Source organism: Agathobaculum sp. Marseille-P7918, assembly GCF_900625105.1.
Lineage (GTDB): Bacteria > Bacillota > Clostridia > Oscillospirales > Butyricicoccaceae > Agathobaculum.
On record NZ_UYYD01000002.1, the window covers coordinates 68603 to 83823 of the forward strand.

At 58.9% G+C, this 15221-nt stretch carries 15 protein-coding genes; 5 read left to right on the plus strand and 10 right to left on the minus strand.

Features of this window, described 5'->3' with window-relative positions; all coding sequences use genetic code 11:
* Positions 1 to 13: 13 nt before the first annotated feature.
* The 3 genes from EJL02_RS03840 to EJL02_RS03850 form a co-directional block, all read right to left on the minus strand.
* Entirely contained in the window at positions 14 to 913 is a 900-nt protein-coding gene (locus EJL02_RS03840) for a transporter substrate-binding domain-containing protein (protein WP_164510276.1), read from the minus strand.
* 76 nt (positions 914 to 989) lie between these two features.
* Positions 990 to 1697 (minus strand): amino acid ABC transporter permease, encoded by a 708-nt coding sequence (locus EJL02_RS03845; RefSeq protein WP_243114394.1) that lies wholly within the window; start codon positions 1695 to 1697, stop codon positions 990 to 992.
* 50 nt (positions 1698 to 1747) lie between these two features.
* A complete protein-coding gene (locus tag EJL02_RS03850) occupies positions 1748 to 2473 on the minus strand; it encodes an amino acid ABC transporter ATP-binding protein (RefSeq protein WP_164510315.1) in 726 nt (241 codons plus the stop codon).
* Between the two features lie 401 nt (positions 2474 to 2874).
* Between EJL02_RS03850 and EJL02_RS03855 the strand changes: the two genes are divergently transcribed.
* The 3 genes from EJL02_RS03855 to EJL02_RS03865 are packed head-to-tail and all read left to right on the plus strand — an operon-like array spanning position 2875 to position 5645.
* Positions 2875 to 4002, plus strand: coding sequence for an iron-containing alcohol dehydrogenase (locus EJL02_RS03855; RefSeq protein WP_125115103.1), 1128 nt, complete (start codon positions 2875 to 2877; stop codon positions 4000 to 4002).
* A complete protein-coding gene (locus EJL02_RS03860; RefSeq protein ID WP_125115104.1) occupies positions 4002 to 4940 on the plus strand; it encodes an AEC family transporter in 939 nt (312 codons plus the stop codon). The genes EJL02_RS03855 and EJL02_RS03860 overlap by 1 nt, the downstream gene beginning before the upstream one ends.
* A gap of 60 nt (positions 4941 to 5000) precedes the next feature.
* Positions 5001 to 5645 carry a GntR family transcriptional regulator gene (locus EJL02_RS03865; protein WP_164510277.1) on the plus strand — a complete coding sequence of 215 codons (645 nt, stop codon included), beginning with the start codon at positions 5001 to 5003 and terminating at the stop codon, positions 5643 to 5645.
* Between the two features lie 100 nt (positions 5646 to 5745).
* On the opposite strand, the gene EJL02_RS03870 is transcribed toward EJL02_RS03865, so the two are convergent.
* On the minus strand, positions 5746 to 6186 hold the full coding sequence (locus tag EJL02_RS03870) for an Rrf2 family transcriptional regulator (RefSeq protein ID WP_125115106.1): 441 nt from the start codon (positions 6184 to 6186) through the stop codon (positions 5746 to 5748).
* 187 nt (positions 6187 to 6373) lie between these two features.
* On the opposite strand from EJL02_RS03870, the gene EJL02_RS03875 reads away from it, so the two are divergent.
* Together EJL02_RS03875 and EJL02_RS03880 are read left to right on the plus strand one after the other, a co-directional pair.
* The gene (locus EJL02_RS03875; RefSeq protein WP_125115107.1) at positions 6374 to 7375 is read left to right on the plus strand and encodes an NADP-dependent oxidoreductase; all 1002 of its coding nucleotides are present in this window, start codon (positions 6374 to 6376) and stop codon (positions 7373 to 7375) included.
* 15 nt (positions 7376 to 7390) lie between these two features.
* Positions 7391 to 8155 (plus strand): 4Fe-4S binding protein, encoded by a 765-nt coding sequence (locus EJL02_RS03880; RefSeq protein WP_125115108.1) that lies wholly within the window; start codon positions 7391 to 7393, stop codon positions 8153 to 8155.
* 60 nt (positions 8156 to 8215) lie between these two features.
* Here EJL02_RS03880 and EJL02_RS03885 read toward each other — a convergent pair whose 3' ends face one another.
* The 6 genes from EJL02_RS03885 to EJL02_RS03910 all read right to left on the minus strand — a co-directional run bounded on the left by EJL02_RS03885 (position 8216) and on the right by EJL02_RS03910 (position 15196).
* Positions 8216 to 9070 (minus strand): EamA family transporter, encoded by an 855-nt coding sequence (locus tag EJL02_RS03885; protein ID WP_125115109.1) that lies wholly within the window; start codon positions 9068 to 9070, stop codon positions 8216 to 8218.
* 209 nt (positions 9071 to 9279) lie between these two features.
* On the minus strand, positions 9280 to 10338 hold the full coding sequence (locus EJL02_RS03890) for a zinc-dependent alcohol dehydrogenase (protein WP_125115110.1): 1059 nt from the start codon (positions 10336 to 10338) through the stop codon (positions 9280 to 9282).
* Entirely contained in the window at positions 10335 to 11843 is a 1509-nt protein-coding gene (locus EJL02_RS03895) for an FGGY-family carbohydrate kinase (RefSeq protein WP_164510278.1), read from the minus strand. The genes EJL02_RS03890 and EJL02_RS03895 overlap by 4 nt, the downstream gene beginning before the upstream one ends.
* A 38-nt stretch (positions 11844 to 11881) precedes the next feature.
* Complete coding sequence (locus EJL02_RS03900; RefSeq protein WP_125115112.1) at positions 11882 to 12703, minus strand: N-acyl homoserine lactonase family protein; 822 nt, start codon at positions 12701 to 12703, stop codon at positions 11882 to 11884.
* A gap of 18 nt (positions 12704 to 12721) precedes the next feature.
* Positions 12722 to 13669, minus strand: a complete 948-nt coding sequence (locus EJL02_RS03905; protein WP_125115113.1) for an ABC transporter permease — start codon at positions 13667 to 13669, stop codon at positions 12722 to 12724.
* 9 nt (positions 13670 to 13678) lie between these two features.
* Complete coding sequence (locus EJL02_RS03910) at positions 13679 to 15196, minus strand: sugar ABC transporter ATP-binding protein (protein ID WP_125115114.1); 1518 nt, start codon at positions 15194 to 15196, stop codon at positions 13679 to 13681.
* Between the last annotated feature and the right edge of the window lie 25 nt (positions 15197 to 15221).

The following is a 15221-nucleotide window of genomic DNA, read 5'->3' on the forward strand; positions in this document are numbered from 1 at the left end:
TCGGGACGGATACTCAGCTTGCGTTCTGCTCCGCGCAGATCTGGCTGTATTCCTCGATCCACTGATCGATCAGGCCGGCATCCTTGCACTCCTGAATGGTCTCGTTGATGATTTCCAAAAAGTCTTCGTTGCCCTTGGGCACTGCAACAGCGGTATCCTTGTAGCGGCGATCATCCGGCAGCTGCGCGTCGCACAGCACCAGATCCGGGTTGGCAATCAGGTACGGCTGCGCCACCGTGGACTCAATGACAACGCCATCCGCCTTGCCGGTGGTCAGTTCGAGGACCGCCAGCGGGATCTTTTCCAGAGAAGTGATCGAAGAGTTGGTCAGCACTTCCTTGGCGTTGGTTTCCTGCGTGGTGTTCTTCTGCACCGCAATGGTCTTGCCGTCAAAGTCGCTCAGTTCCTTATACTTATCCGCATCCTCCGCACGGACCATCAGGCGCTGTTCGGCCTGCAGGTAAACATCCGAGAAGTCCATGTTTTGCTTGCGTTCCTCGGTCGGGGACATGCCGGCCAGCATAATATCAACCTGATCGGCCGCGACCGCAGCCAGGTTCGCGGTGAAGGTGGTGTCCTCCACTTCCTTCTCCACATCGACGCCCAGCTTTTCGCTCAGCTTCTCGGCGATCTTGTCACCGAGCGCCATATCAATGCCGATGACCTTCTGGTCGGTGCTCGAGATGTCGATGAACTCATACGGCATGTAGCCGGATGCCGTGGCCACGACCATCTTGCCGGTCTCCTTGATGCGCGTCAGGACCGGACCCAGATCGCTGGTTTCCGCGCCGGACGCCGCGGTGTCGTTGGACGCCGTGTCATTTGCCGTGTCCGAGCTGCCGCAGGCGGATACCGCCAGCGCCATGCTGGCTGCCATGAGCAGTGCCAGCGTTCGTTTTACCGTGTTTTTCATTTCTTTTCCTCCTCCTTTGGAAACAGACGTTTCTATCATTAAATAATGATAACTATGGAATGGTTGGCGCACCGGTTTACCGGTCGCTCTTTTTGAAGTGACGTTCCATCGCGCGTACCCCAAGGCCGATCACGAAGGTCACCACGAAATACAACAGTGCAATGACGAGCAGCGGCAGGAACGGCCGTCCGCTGGTACCGCTGATGGTGTTATACGAGAACATCAGCTCCGCCACACCGATGACCATGACCTGCGAGGACGCCTTGACCAGGTTAGCAAATTCGTTGCCGAAGTTCGGCAGAATGTTTTTGACCGCCTGCGGCATCACGATCCGCAGCATGGAGCTGACCGAACCAAAGCCTAGCGACCGCGCTGCCTCCATCTGGCCGGGATCGACCGACTGGATGCCCGAGCGGATGATCTCACAGATATAACCGCCCGAGTTGATCGTCAGCGCGATGATGCCGTACATCGAACGCTCGCCCGCGCTGCCCAAAAAGCTGGGCACCGGCAGTTCTACGCCGATCATCGGCAGACCGTAATAGACCATCATAATCTGTACCAGCACCGGCGTGCCGCGGACAAATTCGATCCAGATATTCGCCAGCCAGCGCAGCGGCGCGATTTTGTTCATGCGCAGCACGCACAAACCGCCGCCTACCAATATACTCAGCACGCCTGCGATGATCGACAGGATCAATGTGTTGCGCAGGCCGCCGATAAACAATGCCGAGTAGCGGGACAGGAATTGTCCCACATCCATCAGCCATGCATTGACATCCATAATACCCCTCCTTCTTTTCCCGCAAAATCGTATACTGTATACAATTTTGACTAAGCGAGCACCTTGCCAAGGAAGTTGATCAACCGTTCATTCTGCGGATGCTCGAAAATCTTTTCCGGCGGACCGTATTCCTGAATGATACCATCTGCCATAAAGACAACCTTGTTGGCAACCTCGCGTGCAAACCCCATCTCGTGGGTGACGATGATCATGGTCATGCCGTCGCGCGCCAGATCCTTCATGACCTCCAGCACCTCGCCGACCATCTCCGGGTCGAGCGCCGAAGTCGGCTCGTCGAACAGCATCACATCGGGCTCCATCGCCAGCGCCCGCGCAATCGCAATGCGCTGCTTCTGGCCGCCGGACAGCTGGCTCGGATACGCGTCCCGCTTATCCGAAAGACCGACCCGCTCGAGCAGGCGTTCCGCCAAAGCGTTGGCCTCGGGCGTTGGCATCTTGTGCAGCTTGCGCGGCCCGAGCGTGATGTTCTCCAGCACGGTCAAATGCGGAAACAGGTTAAAATGTTGGAAAACCATGCCGATTCTCTGCCGAACCCGGTTAATATCTACCGGTCCGTTCGCAATGCTGTGTCCTTCAAACTGGATGTCGCCGCCCTGGATATGTTCCAGTTGATTGATGCAGCGCAATAACGTGGATTTGCCCGAACCCGAAGGTCCGATCAGCACCGTCACGCTGCCTTTTTTCACATAGAGCTCAACCCCTTTGAGCACTTCCAGACTTTTGAAACGCTTATGCAAATCAATCACCGCAATCAGCGGATCAATTTCCGGATTGAACGCACGTCCTGTCACGCCGTAGCTCTTGGATTGTGGGCTCTTTTCATGGCCGAATGCCAGATGACCCAACTTCATAGCCGCTTCCTCCTATCAGTTCCGGATAAAACAAAAGACGAGGTTTGTCCTTGCCGGACATCCTCGTCTCTGCTTGATGCGCTCATTATAGACCGCGCCAATTGCGTTGTCAACCGATTTTTTTGTTTTCAGCATTGTTTCCATTTTGCACAAATCAATCCGCTTCTTTTTTAGCAAAATCACACAACGCCCTTTTGTCGTGCTTCCCTTCCGCACGGAAAATTCTTGTTCTTCCCCATTGACATCCCACTCTCGCAGACGTATTCTGTATACAGTATACTACTTGTCCTGAGGAGGTCTGTTCCATGAAAAATCTTCGTTTGACCGGCGAACGCCTGATCACCGGCGCCGGCGCGCTCAACGCGCTGGGCGGGCTGGAATTCACCCGCGCGCTTCTGATCACCGGCGGCAGCTCGATGTTCCGCAATGGCACGATCCATCGCGCCGAGGCGCTGCTCTCCCCCCACGGGACGGTGGAGGTCTACCACGGCATTTCCGCCAACCCGAGCTGTGAGGATGTAGAAGATGGCCTTGCCGTCATGCGTCGCTTCGCCCCCGATCTGGTCATCGCGATCGGCGGCGGCTCGGCGATCGACGCCGCCAAAGCCATGCTGCTGTTCTATGAATGGCCTTCGCTCAACTTTGATAATGTGTTCCACTCCACGCTGCCGCAAAAGCGCAGTAAAACCACCTTTGTCGCCGTGCCGTCCACCTCGGGCACGGCCAGCGAGGTCACCCATGTCACGGTCATCACCTTCTCCGAGCAGCAGAACAAGCTGGCGATCAAAACCGAGGCGCTGCGCCCGGATATCGCCATTCTGGACGGGGATCTGTGCATGTCCCTGCCCGCGCACATCGCCGCCGAGACCGGCATGGATGCGCTGACGCACGCGATCGAGTGCTTCACCAACCGCAGCAAGGAGACCTTCACCGATCTGCTGGCGGCCGGCGCGATCTCGGGTATTTTGCAGTGGCTGCCGCAGTCGGTTTTGCAGGCCACGCCCGAAAGCCGCCAGAAGATGCACGAATATTCCTGCATGGCCGGCATGGCGTTTTCCAACGCCGGTCTGGGCATGGTGCACGGCATTTCGCATGCGTTTTCCGCCCATTACAACACCGCGCACGGCCTAGCCAACGCGGTCATCCTGCCCTATGTGCTGGACTACAACCGGCAGGACCCCTGGGTCGCCGCCGAGCTCGACCGCCTGTCCCGCATGACCGGCGGCGACATCGTCGCGCAGGTGCGCGCGCTGTCCGCGCAGGTCGGCATCCCGACCTGCCTGCGGGACTGCGGCATCGCGGAAGCGGATTTCCAGCGCGATGAAGCAACGCTCATCGCCGGGTCCATGCTGGGCTCGACCGCGGTCAACCCGATCCCGATGACACCGGAAACCATTGCCCCGATCGTGCGCGCCGCTTACTACGGCAGCTGATGGAAACCGTACTGCTCACCCTGCATCAGGTGGTGCTCATGCTCGCCCTGCTCGCCATCGGGGCGATTTGCGCCCGGCTCGGCTGGTTTTCCGAAACGGTCGCGCAAGGACTGAGCAAGTTTCTGCTCTGGTTTGTCACCCCGGCGCTGCTGATCGACGCATACAGCAGGCCATTTGAGGCGCAGATGGCCGTGTATCTGCTGCTTGCAGGCGTGCTCGGCGCGCTGTTCCACCTGATGTCGGCGCTTTTGGCGCAGGGGCTCGTCCGCAAAGGCGACCGCGATCAGCGCGCGGTGGCGCGCATGAGTGTGGTGTATTCCAACTGCGGATTTATGGCGTTCCCGCTGATTTCCAGCGTGCTGGGCGACACCGGTCTGTTTTACGGCAGCGCCTTTGTCGGCGTGTTCAACCTGTCCCTGTGGACGCACGGGCAGTATCTGCTGCGCGGCCGCGAGGGGCTGAGTCCGCGCCGCGCGCTGTGCAATGCGGGCGTGCTCGGCACACTGACCGGCCTGCTGCTGTATCTTTCGCAGCTGCCGCTGCCGTCCATTGTTGCGGACACCATTTCGTCGCTGGCCTCGCTCAACACGCCGCTGGCCATGCTGGTCATCGGGTCGTTTCTGGCCCATTGCCGGCTGCACACACTGCTGCGGCAGGACGTGATCTATCCCGCCCTGCTGCGCATGCTGGTGTGCCCGCTCTGCCTGCTCGGGCTGCTGTACCTCATCCGCGTGCCGCACTGGTGCGCGGCCGGCGCGCAACTCGGACTGGTGACCATGCTGTGCGCAAGCTGCCCTTCCGCCGCGTCCAGCGTGCTGATGACCGCGTCGCTCGGCATGGATTCCGGATACGGGTCGCGCATCATCCTGCTGACCAGTCTGCTGTCGGTCGCCGTGATCCCCGCGCTGTCGCTTGCCACCACTCTGGTGCTGGCATGATTGACAACCCACAGGCAAAACGGTATACTGAATGCAGTATACTTTTGGAGGACCATCGTCTTGAAAAATCTGAAAAAAGAGCCTTCGCTCACTGATAAAGCCTATGCCGCCATCAAGGAGGCCATCATTTCCAACGAGCTTGCGCCCGGCACCATGCTGGCGGAAGAAAGCCTTGCCGCGCAGCTCGGCATCAGCCGCACCCCCATCCGGGCGGCCTTGCAGCGGCTGGTGCTGGAAAAGATCGTGGTATCCTCGGGCAAAAAGCTGGTCGTCGCCGAAGTGACGGCGCAGGATGTGCGCGATATCGACATCATCCGCATCCATCTCGAGCCGCTTTCCATCCAGCTCATCGCGCAGCGCGGCGGACTGACCGCGCGGCAGCTGTCCCAGCTGCATGGCTACAACGAGCGGCAGCGCGAAGCGGCAGAAACCGGGGACAGCCTGTCCTTTCTGGAACAGGATACGCTGTTCCATGTGATGTTGGCGCAGCTGTCCGGCAACCATTTTCTATATGATCTGGTCAGCCGGAGCAATCTGACCATCCAGCGATTCCACACCCTGACCGGCACCCTGTCGCAGCACGCGCCGGTGGCGGTGGAAGAGCACAAAGCCATTCTGGACGCGCTCGAGCGCAGGGACTATCCGCAGGCGGAAGCCGCGCTGCGCTCGCATCTGGAAAAGGTGGACAGCCGTATGCTGCGCTGACAGTTTGCCAACCGATCTCTCCGACAACAAAACCCCGGATACCGCTTTTCCGCGGCATCCGGGGTTTTTCTATGCGTTCCAACGGGGATTCGGCCGGTTATCACTCCGGCGCCTGCACCCGCTTGTGAAAATCATCCAGCATGGACTGCAAGGTGATGCCCTGCATGGTCTGCTTGACCGCGTCCTCAATCTGATGATACGGGGTTTGCAGCACCTGCCGGATATTCTGCGCCACCGGGCATTTGCGCCCCTGACAGTTGTGAATCCCAATCAGGGCGGACAGGCCGTCCGGTTCGAGCGCGCTGTAAATTTGATACAGGGTGATCTGCGCCGGGTCGGCGCACAGCGCCGCGCCGCCGGTGCCCCGCGCGACCGAAATCAGTCCGGCCTTTTTGAGCTTTCCCATGATGTTCCGGATGACCACGGGATTGCATCCCGTGCTTTGCGCGAGCAAATCGCTTGTCACTTTGGCAATGCCCTTGGCTTCATGGATGAATATCAAACAATGCACGGCGATCGAGCATTTGGTGCTGATCTGCATGATGGGATCCCCTCTTTCCGTTTGGCTGACACGCCGGATGTAACTATTGACATTACAACAAGCGCGTGGTATAGTAGCAGATGTAATTTCATCTGTTACAACACATTGTATCGGGTTTTCCGATAAAATGCAAGCGTCCGGCACGAAAACGGCCGGCACATCCCGATGAAACAGAAAGGACCGGCACATGAAAGCAGTACAGATCGACCAATATACCAAAGAGATCCGCACCCGTCTTTGCGACCTTCCCCTGCCGGAGATCGCAGCAGACGAAGTGCTGGTAAAAGTCAAAGCAGCCGCGGTCAACCCGCTCGAGCTGCTGATCCTCTCGGGCAGCGTCCGGCTGATCCAAAACTACACCATGCCGCTGACGCTGGGCAACGAATGTGCCGGCATCGTGGAACAGGTTGGCCGCCATGTGACCGCCTTCCAGCCGGGCGACCGGGTTTACACCCGCCTGCCGCAGCAAAAAATCGGCGCGTTCGCGGAATATGTCGCGGTCCCGCAATCCGCGCTCGCCCGCATGCCCGCGGAGTATGACTTCGCCACCGCCGCCGCGATCCCGCTGACCGGACTGACCGCCTATCAGGCCATCACGGAAGAACTTGAGGCCCAGCCGGGGCAAACCCTGCTCATCACCGGCGCATCGGGCAGCTTCGGCCAGATGGCCGTGCCCATCGCCAAAGCGTGCGGACTGCGGGTTTTCGTGACCGGCAACCACCGCGCGCGCGACCAGTTTCTCGCCATGGGGGTGGAGCGATACATCGACTACCGGCAGGAAAACTACTGGGAGGTGCTGTCCGGGGTGGACCATGTGATCGATACCCTCGGCGCCGCAGAATTCGACCATGCGCTGCATGTGCTCAAACCCGGCGGGCGGCTGGTGAGCCTCAAGGCCGTGCCGAACAAGGCGTTTGCCGTCCGGCAGCATGCTGCGCCGTGGAAAAAAGCGCTGTTCACCCTTGCCGGCGCCAAATATGACGCCGCCGCCCGCAAGCAGGGCAAGGAATACCGTTTTCTGTTTGTCCATGCCGACGGTGCGCAGCTGAAAAAAATCACGAAAATCGTCGAGCAAACCCAAATCAGGCCCGCCGTTGACCCGCATGTCTTTTCTCTGGCACGGGCCGACGACGCGCTGCGGCTTGTCGCGCAGGGCCGCCTGAGCGGCAAGGTGCTCATTCAAATCTGACAGGAGGAAGCGTACATGAAACTTTATGAGGTTGTCTTCAGCCCGACGGGCGGCACCCAAAAGGTGGCCGACCGGCTGGCCCAATCCTTGTCCGGGGAAATCGTCCCCGTTGACCTGACCGACCATACGCTGGCATTTGCCAGTATCGCGCTGACGCCAGACGATGTGGCCGTCCTTGCCGTGCCTTCCTATGGCGGCCGGGTGCCGGCCCCCGTGGTCGAGCGGCTGGCTGCGCTGCACGGCAACGGCGCCCGCGCGGTGCTGGTCTGCGTCTACGGCAACCGCGCCTATGAGGACACACTGGCCGAATTGCAGGATACCGCCAAGCAAGCCGGGTTCCGACCGATCGCGGCGGTGGCCGCAGTGGCCGAACATTCCATCGCCCGGCAGTTTGCCGCCGGCCGTCCGGATGCACAGGACGCGCAGCAGCTTGCAGCTTTCGCCGCACAGACCCGCGGCAAACTTACCGCCGGCTCGGCCGCGGAGCCGCAGATTCCCGGCAACCGCCCCTATCAAAAGGCGGGCGGCGCCGGCATGGTGCCCAAGCCGACCAAAGCATGCGTCCGCTGCGGTGCGTGCGCCAAAACCTGCCCCGTGCAGGCCATTTCTGCGGACGACCCCAAAAAAGTAAACGCCAAAGCCTGCATTTCCTGCATGCGCTGCGTCTCCATCTGCCCGCACGACGCCCGCAAGGTCAATCCGCTGCTGCTGTCCGCCGCCGGATTGATGCTGAAAAAGGTCTGCGCACAGCGCAAGGACAACGAGCTGTTCCTCGCCTGACGCACCGGTCCAAGCAGGCAGAGGCACGGCCGACGGGAACTGCCCGCGCCAGGATGCCGGTTACAGCATCAGCAGCGTACCGGCCACGACGCACAACAGACCGATCCCGGCCTTTTTCGACAGTTTCTCTCGGAACACCACATAGGAAAACGCAATGGTCACCAGGATACTGAGTTTGTCGATCGGCACCACCACGCTGGCAAGGCCGTCCTGCAAGGCCTTATAGTAACACAGCCAGGACGCGCCGGTCGCGATGCCGGACAGGACAAGAAAGCCAAATTCCTTGCCCGGAATCTGCCGCACAGACCCCTGCTTTCCCTTGACGAACACCACCAGCCATGCCATCAGCAGCACAACGCCGGTGCGCAGCGCGGTGCCGAGGTTGGACTCCACGCCCGTGATGCCGATTTTGCCGAAAATCGCGGTCAGACTGGCGAAAACCGCGGACAACACCGCATAAACCAGCCAGGAATAACCGGCGGTCTGCGCCGTCTGCTCTTTTTTCTGGAGCATCAGCAGCGTGCCCCCGGCAATCGCCACCAAGCCGACCAGTTTCCAAAGGTGGATCGGCTCCTTCAACAACACAAACGCCAGCAGCACCGTCAAAACGGTGCTGCATTTGTCTATGGGCACGACCTTGTTGATATCCCCCAATTGCAGCGCGCGAAAATAGCACAGCCAGGACGCGCCGGTCGCCAAACCGGACAGGATCAGGAAGGTCCAGGTATAGGCGGAGATATCCGCGATCTGCGGCGCGGAGCCCACCAAAAACACCATCAGCCACGAAAATACCAGCACGACGATGGTGCGGATGGCTGTCGCCACATCGGAATCGGTCTTTTGAATGCCGCATTTTGCCAAAACAGCGGTAATGCCGGCAAAGAACGCAGAACTCACTGCAAACAAAATCCACATCTGTCATTCCTCCTCAGGCATCCACTCTATTATAGAACCGCCCCCGGACGGTTGCAAGAGCAAACCAGCCGGGGCGAGGAATGATGATGTGACGCAGCCTCCTGCCGAAAGCCAAACCGGCCAACGGCTCTGACCGTGCCGCCGCGGGACAAAAAGCGGCATCTACCATGGTATGCCGACTTTGCACATCGGTCAAACCACCCATGAAATTAGCAGTTGCCGTCCTCAAAATCCAAAACGACCTTGAGCGCCCGATGACTCCGCACCAATGCCAATGCCTCGTCAATCTGCTCAAACGGCAGCACATGCGAGTAAAAATCCTTTGGATTGACCTTGCCCTGCAAAATATAGGCGATCGTCTCATCCATGATATCGTATTCCCCATACGGGAAATTGAGCATATGCAGACTGATATTATTGGGCAATTGACTCAAATCGATCTGCGTATCTCCCTTGCGCAACACACCGAGCGAACACAGTTTTCCACCCTGACGCAAATACTGCGCGCCTTCCAGCAGCACGGTGCTTTTGCCCACCGCATCCACGACCAGATCAAATTTCTCGTCCCCGATCTGCGCCGCTGTATCCTGTTGAGCAAAGTTGATCGTCCGGTCGGTATGTGCCACACGGACCGAATTGGCCAGCCGTTCCGGCACGCTGTCGATGACCGTCAGCTCGGCCGCACCGCGCAGTTTCATAAACATTGCCAGCGCCGTGCCCATCGGCCCCGCGCCGTACAGCAGCACCCGATCCCCCGGCTGCACGCCGAAGTTGACGGCCGCACTGTGGCATTCGCTCAGCGACAGCAGCAGCGCCGCGTCTTTCCAGTCGATCTCCGCCGGAAAGCGGTGCTGTTTTTTGTAAAACGGCACCTGCTCCGGTGTACAGACCCCATCTTCCACCATCGCCTGCTGATCCACGACCACACCATACTGCGCCATGCCGCCGTAAGTTTTGGTATACCCGTTGCCCGCGTCCGGCCACAGGTTGGGATGGATGAAGCGATCCCCTATCCTGATGTTGCGCACTTTGGAGCCAACGCGAATGACCTCGCCCGCACCCTCGTGGCCAAGTACGGTCGGGAAGCCGAGAAAGCCCTGTTTTTCTGTTGTCTCCCCGTTGATGATGCCCATATCCGTGCCGCTGCACACGCCGCAGGCATGATTGCGGCAAAGCGCCCCATATTCGCCGATTTCCGGGATCGGGACATCGTCCACAACACGCACGACGCCTTTTTCCAGCACGGCGATCGCCTTCATACAGTTCATTCCACTTCATTCCTTTCCAATTCTGACATTGCGGTATGGATCGGCCGAAGCGCTCCTTCCAGCTGGCAGAAAACCGGATACGCCCGCCGGTAATATGCCGTGTGATCCATGCGCGGCGCAACCGTACGCACGATCCGCACGGCCCGACGTATCGCCTCATCCACTCCGGCATAAACGCCTGCCCCGATGCCCGCCAGCAGCGCAGCGCCAAAGGCAGCGGCCTCCGCCGTTTCCGAAACCTCGATCGGCAGGCCGAGCATGTCCGCCTTGGTTTGCAGCCATACCGCGTTTTGGGTTCCGCCTCCGGTGGATACGATCCGGCGCACCGGCTGGCCGGCCGACAGTCGTTCGATCATCCGCTTCATCTCGTACGCAATGCCTTCATACACCGCCTGCATGAAATCCGCGCGCGTATGCTGTGCCTGCACGCCTGCAAAAGCGCCTCGGCTTTGCAGATCACGGGCTGGCGAGCTCGAACCGCGCAGATGCGGCAGAAACAGCAGGCCATGCGCCCCCGGCGCAGCATCAATATCCGGCTGCGCCCCGGCAAATTCCCGTTGAAACCAATCGACCGACGCGCCGGACGCCGGAATTCCGCCCGAAGCATACCAGCGTTCCGGCGCCACATGGCAGCCCGTGTTAAAGCCCTTCCGGCCGAGCGTCTCCACGCTTGCCGCATCGGTTTTTGCCATGAGCAATTCCTCACAGGTGCCGGACGAATCCAGCACCACGCCCGGCTCCACCACACCGGTCGCCAATGCGCTGCAAATATGGTCATGCCCGCCGGTAAAAACCGGCGTGCCCGGTGCGACACCGCAGCGTGATGCGGCCTGTGCCGTCACCCTGCCGACCGGGCTGCCGGACGGCACCAGCTGCGGCAGTACCGACGCATCCATGCCGATCATGTGCAGCAGCTTGTCCGACCAGCACCGTTTTGAAAAATCCATCAGCATCGTACGGGACGCCAATGTGTAATCCATGCAGGAACCGCCGGTCAGGCAGAACCCCACATAATCCGGCACGCAATGCCAGCGATGCATGCGTGCAAACACGTCCGGCCGATTGTCTCTGAGCCAAAGCAGCTTGTTTGCTGTGAAGATATGCTGACGGCGCAGGTGCGTGATGGCGAACAGTTCCTCATCCGTCAGCCGCTCCGCCCACCAGCTTTCATATTGTTCGGTGCGCCGGTCGAACCACGCAATGATCGGAAACAACGGCTGCCCTTCCCGGTCGAGCGGCACACCCGCCTCACCCATACCGGTCACGGCGATCCCGCAAAGGCGGCTGACCGCCCCCGGCAGCGCAGCTTCCAGCTGTGCTGCGGCCTGTTTCATCAGGTGAAAAACGATTTCGCGAATCTCTTCCGAGTCATACACCGCGCTGTCTTCGGAAGCGCGTCTGAGCGGCGAAGGGCTGCGCGCCTGTGCGGCCGTATTCCCTTCCTCGTCCCACACGACCACCTTGATATTCGTCGTGCCGACATCAATCCCCATCAGATACTGCAAATTGTCCGCCTTCCTTTCTGTGTGCGCGGCACACCCGTTCATCGATAGAAATACGGCGCCAGCCGCAGTTCCTTGCACTGCCACGGATCATGCGAAAAGATAATGCGCGCATTGTATTTGCGCTGCAGCGCGCGCAGCTTTTTGACCGCACGCACAAATCCAAGCGAATCTGCGATCATGCTGGGATAGACGACCGGAGGGCCATAGTTGATCGACGAGGTCACGGCATCGCTCGGGAAGATATAGGTTTGTTCCTCGCAATGCAGCACCAAGCCGATGACGCCGGGCGTATGCCCCTCAAACAGCACCAGCTCTACGCCTTCACAAAGTTCCATATCTTCGTCGATCAGGTCGAAATCCGCGCCCACTTCAAAATCCTGCCGGTAATACCCGGTGTCGGAGTAACCGCATGCCGCCCGATGGGTAGCCACCAGGCCGTTTGCAAAATCCTTTTCGCTCATGATCACGCCCTGAAAGCCCGGCGCGCCGCGCAGCAGCTCAAGCCCGCCGAAATGATCCCAGTGGCCGTGCGAAACAATGATCCGGCGGATCTCCCCGACCGAAACGCCGACCTTTTCCAGCTGCCGGTCGATGAATTCCTCGCGCTGGATGAACGCCGGATTGATCCGGCATGACTCCGGCGAGCGCCGCCCATCCTGCGCGCCCAGCCCGGGTCCGCAGTCGTACAGCAGATACCCCTCCTTGGGATGCTTGATGAGCACACAGAGATAGGGAAATTTCATCCAGACATGCTGCGGGGTCTTATGGTCCCGGTCGCCAAAACTATATCCGCAGAAATTATAATCCGCGTCATTTTCACCATGCCCGATCTGAAAAATGGTAAACGAAAGTCCTTCCATTTGGTATGCCTCCTCTTCTCAGCGTTTGCGGACCTCTACATTGCTCATCGCAACTGCCGCCAGCAGCACCACGCCCTTGATGACCCACTGCCAATAATCGTTCAGGCCGACCATAATCATGCCGTTGCTGAGCACGCCCATGATAAACACGCCGAACAATACGCCGCTGATCTTGCCGCTGCCGCCATTGATGCTGACGCCGCCCAGCACGATCGCGGTGATGACATCCATCGGAAAATCCGTGCCGATCGCCGGCTGACCCGAACCGAGGCGGCCCGCCATCATCAGGCCTGCGATCGAAGCAAACAGTGCGCTCGCACCGAACGCAATCATATACACCTTGTTGGTGTTGATGCCGGACAGGCGCGCTGCCTCCGCGTTGCCGCCGACTGCATAAATATAGCGGCCGATGTACGTATGATCGAGCACCCAGAAGCCAAACGCAAACGCGATGATCATCAGCAGCAGCGGAAATGGGAAAAAGCCGAACAAATAGCCTTGCCCAATGAATTTGAACGCATCCGCGATGCCGTATATCGGCTTTGCGGAAGTCAGCAGATAGGCAATGCCCTTGAGAATGGTCTGCATCGCAAGCGTTGCGATCAGCGGCGACACCTTAAACCGGGTGTATGCCACGCCGTTGATCAAGCCAAACCCCAGCCCGCAGAGCAGCGTAATCACAAACGCGACCGGCAGCGGAAGACCCAGATTGACCGACAGCAGCGCTGCGAGCACGCCGGAAAACGCCAGCATGGAGCCGTTGGAAATATCAATGCCGCCCGTCAGCATCAGGAAGGTCGCGCCGACCGCGGCGATACCGGTGCTTGCAACCTGCCGCCCGATCGTCATGACGTTTTCCAAGGTACGGAAATTCTCGCTGAGCAGCATAAAGATCAGAACTTCCACGACCAGAATGATAAACACACCGTATTTCCGGTATATGGCACTCCATTTCATCTGTTTCATTTTTTCACCTCATGATCCGATGTTGACTGCCGGAAGCGTTCCGCCGGAAGCCAATTCCAAAATATTTTCCTGCGTCACCTGATCGCCGCGCAGCTCACCGTTGAGGCGGCCCTCACACATCACCAGCACGCGCGAGCACAGGCCGACCACTTCCAGCATCTCGGACGAGATCACAATAATCGATCGTCCTTCCGCGCGCAGCCGATCCATCAGCTCATAGATTTCTTTTTTTGCGCCGACGTCGATGCCGCGGGTCGGTTCGTCCAGAAACAGGATATCCGCTTCGGTGGACAGCCATTTGGACAGCACGACTTTTTGCTGATTGCCGCCGGACAGGCTGGAGGCATGGGCCTCCGGGGAGGCTAATTTGATCGACAGCGCTTTGATAAACCGGTCGATCAAAGCGCGCTCTTTGGGACGCGATACGGTGAGCAGTTTGCTCAGCGCATTGATCTTGATCAATGAAATATTATCGGCAATCGGCAATTCCAAATGCAGGCCCTGCCGCTTGCGATCCTCCGGGATCATTGCGATGCCCTGCTCGATCGCATCGCGCGGTGTGTTGATGCGCACCGCTCTGCCGTTGACCGTGATTTCGCCCGTCTCCCGACGGTCCGCACCAAAAATCGCGCGGATGATTTCCGATCGTCCGGAACCGACCAGTCCGGCAAGGCCCAACACCTCGCCTTTATACAAAGAGAATGAGATATCATGTAATTCTCGTGTGTTCAAATTTTTGACCTGCAATACCGGCTCTTCCATGTTGCCGGGCGTGCGGATGCTTTCGGGAAATTCTCCTCCCAGTTCGCGCCCCACCATCAGCCGGATCAGCTCCGCCCGGTTGGTTCTTGCGGTTTCCAGCGTCTGGATCACTTCGCCATCCCGCATAATGGTCACGCGGTCCGCCAGCTCGAGCAATTCTTCGATTCGGTGGGAGATATAAATAATCGTTACGTTCTGCGATTTCAGTTTTCGCACCAGCTGAAACAGTGCCTCTACCTCCTGCGTGGTCAGCGGTGCCGTCGGCTCGTCCATGATGAGAAAACGAACCTTTTCCAGCATGGATTTCCCGATCTCGACCAACTGGCAGTAAGCCACGCTCAGTTCGTTGATCTTTTTTGTCGGATCGACTTCCACGCCGAGCTCTGCAAACAGCTCTTTCGACCGTGCGATCATCGCATTCCGGTCAACATCCAGCCCCTTTCTGATCTCCTTGCCCAAAAACAGGTTTTCATAGACCGTCATTTCCGGAACAAGATTAAACTCCTGATAGATCATTCCGATGCCTTCTGCTTTGGCTGCATTCGGCGTCAGCCCGTCATACTCTCTGCTGTCGATCCGAATCACGCCGGAATCCGGCCTGCTCGCCCCGGACAGCATTTTGCACAGCGTAGACTTACCCGCGCCGTTCTCGCCCAGCAAAGCGTGTACCTCGCCGGGCACAAAGGTGAGGCTCACGTCCTTGAGAGCATGGATGCCGACAAAGTATTTGTTTATATTTTCTACGGATAACGATGCTTGCTTCATGTGCTCACCCTATCGGGCCGGCTGC

Coding starts and splice junctions, on each gene's coding strand:
- EJL02_RS03900 (WP_125115112.1), bottom strand. CDS start 12,703: ATGGAAGGACTTTCGTTTACCATTTTTCAGATCGGGCATGGTGAAAAT.
- EJL02_RS03890 (WP_125115110.1), bottom strand. CDS start 10,338: ATGAACTGTATGAAGGCGATCGCCGTGCTGGAAAAAGGCGTCGTGCGT.
- EJL02_RS03870 (WP_125115106.1), bottom strand. CDS start 6,186: ATGCAGATCAGCACCAAATGCTCGATCGCCGTGCATTGTTTGATATTC.
- EJL02_RS03910 (WP_125115114.1), bottom strand. CDS start 15,196: ATGAAGCAAGCATCGTTATCCGTAGAAAATATAAACAAATACTTTGTC.
- EJL02_RS03860 (WP_125115104.1), top strand. CDS start 4,002: ATGGAAACCGTACTGCTCACCCTGCATCAGGTGGTGCTCATGCTCGCC.
- EJL02_RS03840 (WP_164510276.1), bottom strand. CDS start 913: ATGAAAAACACGGTAAAACGAACGCTGGCACTGCTCATGGCAGCCAGC.
- EJL02_RS03905 (WP_125115113.1), bottom strand. CDS start 13,669: ATGAAACAGATGAAATGGAGTGCCATATACCGGAAATACGGTGTGTTT.
- EJL02_RS03875 (WP_125115107.1), top strand. CDS start 6,374: ATGAAAGCAGTACAGATCGACCAATATACCAAAGAGATCCGCACCCGT.
- EJL02_RS03845 (WP_243114394.1), bottom strand. CDS start 1,697: ATGGATGTCAATGCATGGCTGATGGATGTGGGACAATTCCTGTCCCGC.
- EJL02_RS03885 (WP_125115109.1), bottom strand. CDS start 9,070: ATGTGGATTTTGTTTGCAGTGAGTTCTGCGTTCTTTGCCGGCATTACC.
- EJL02_RS03880 (WP_125115108.1), top strand. CDS start 7,391: ATGAAACTTTATGAGGTTGTCTTCAGCCCGACGGGCGGCACCCAAAAG.
- EJL02_RS03855 (WP_125115103.1), top strand. CDS start 2,875: ATGAAAAATCTTCGTTTGACCGGCGAACGCCTGATCACCGGCGCCGGC.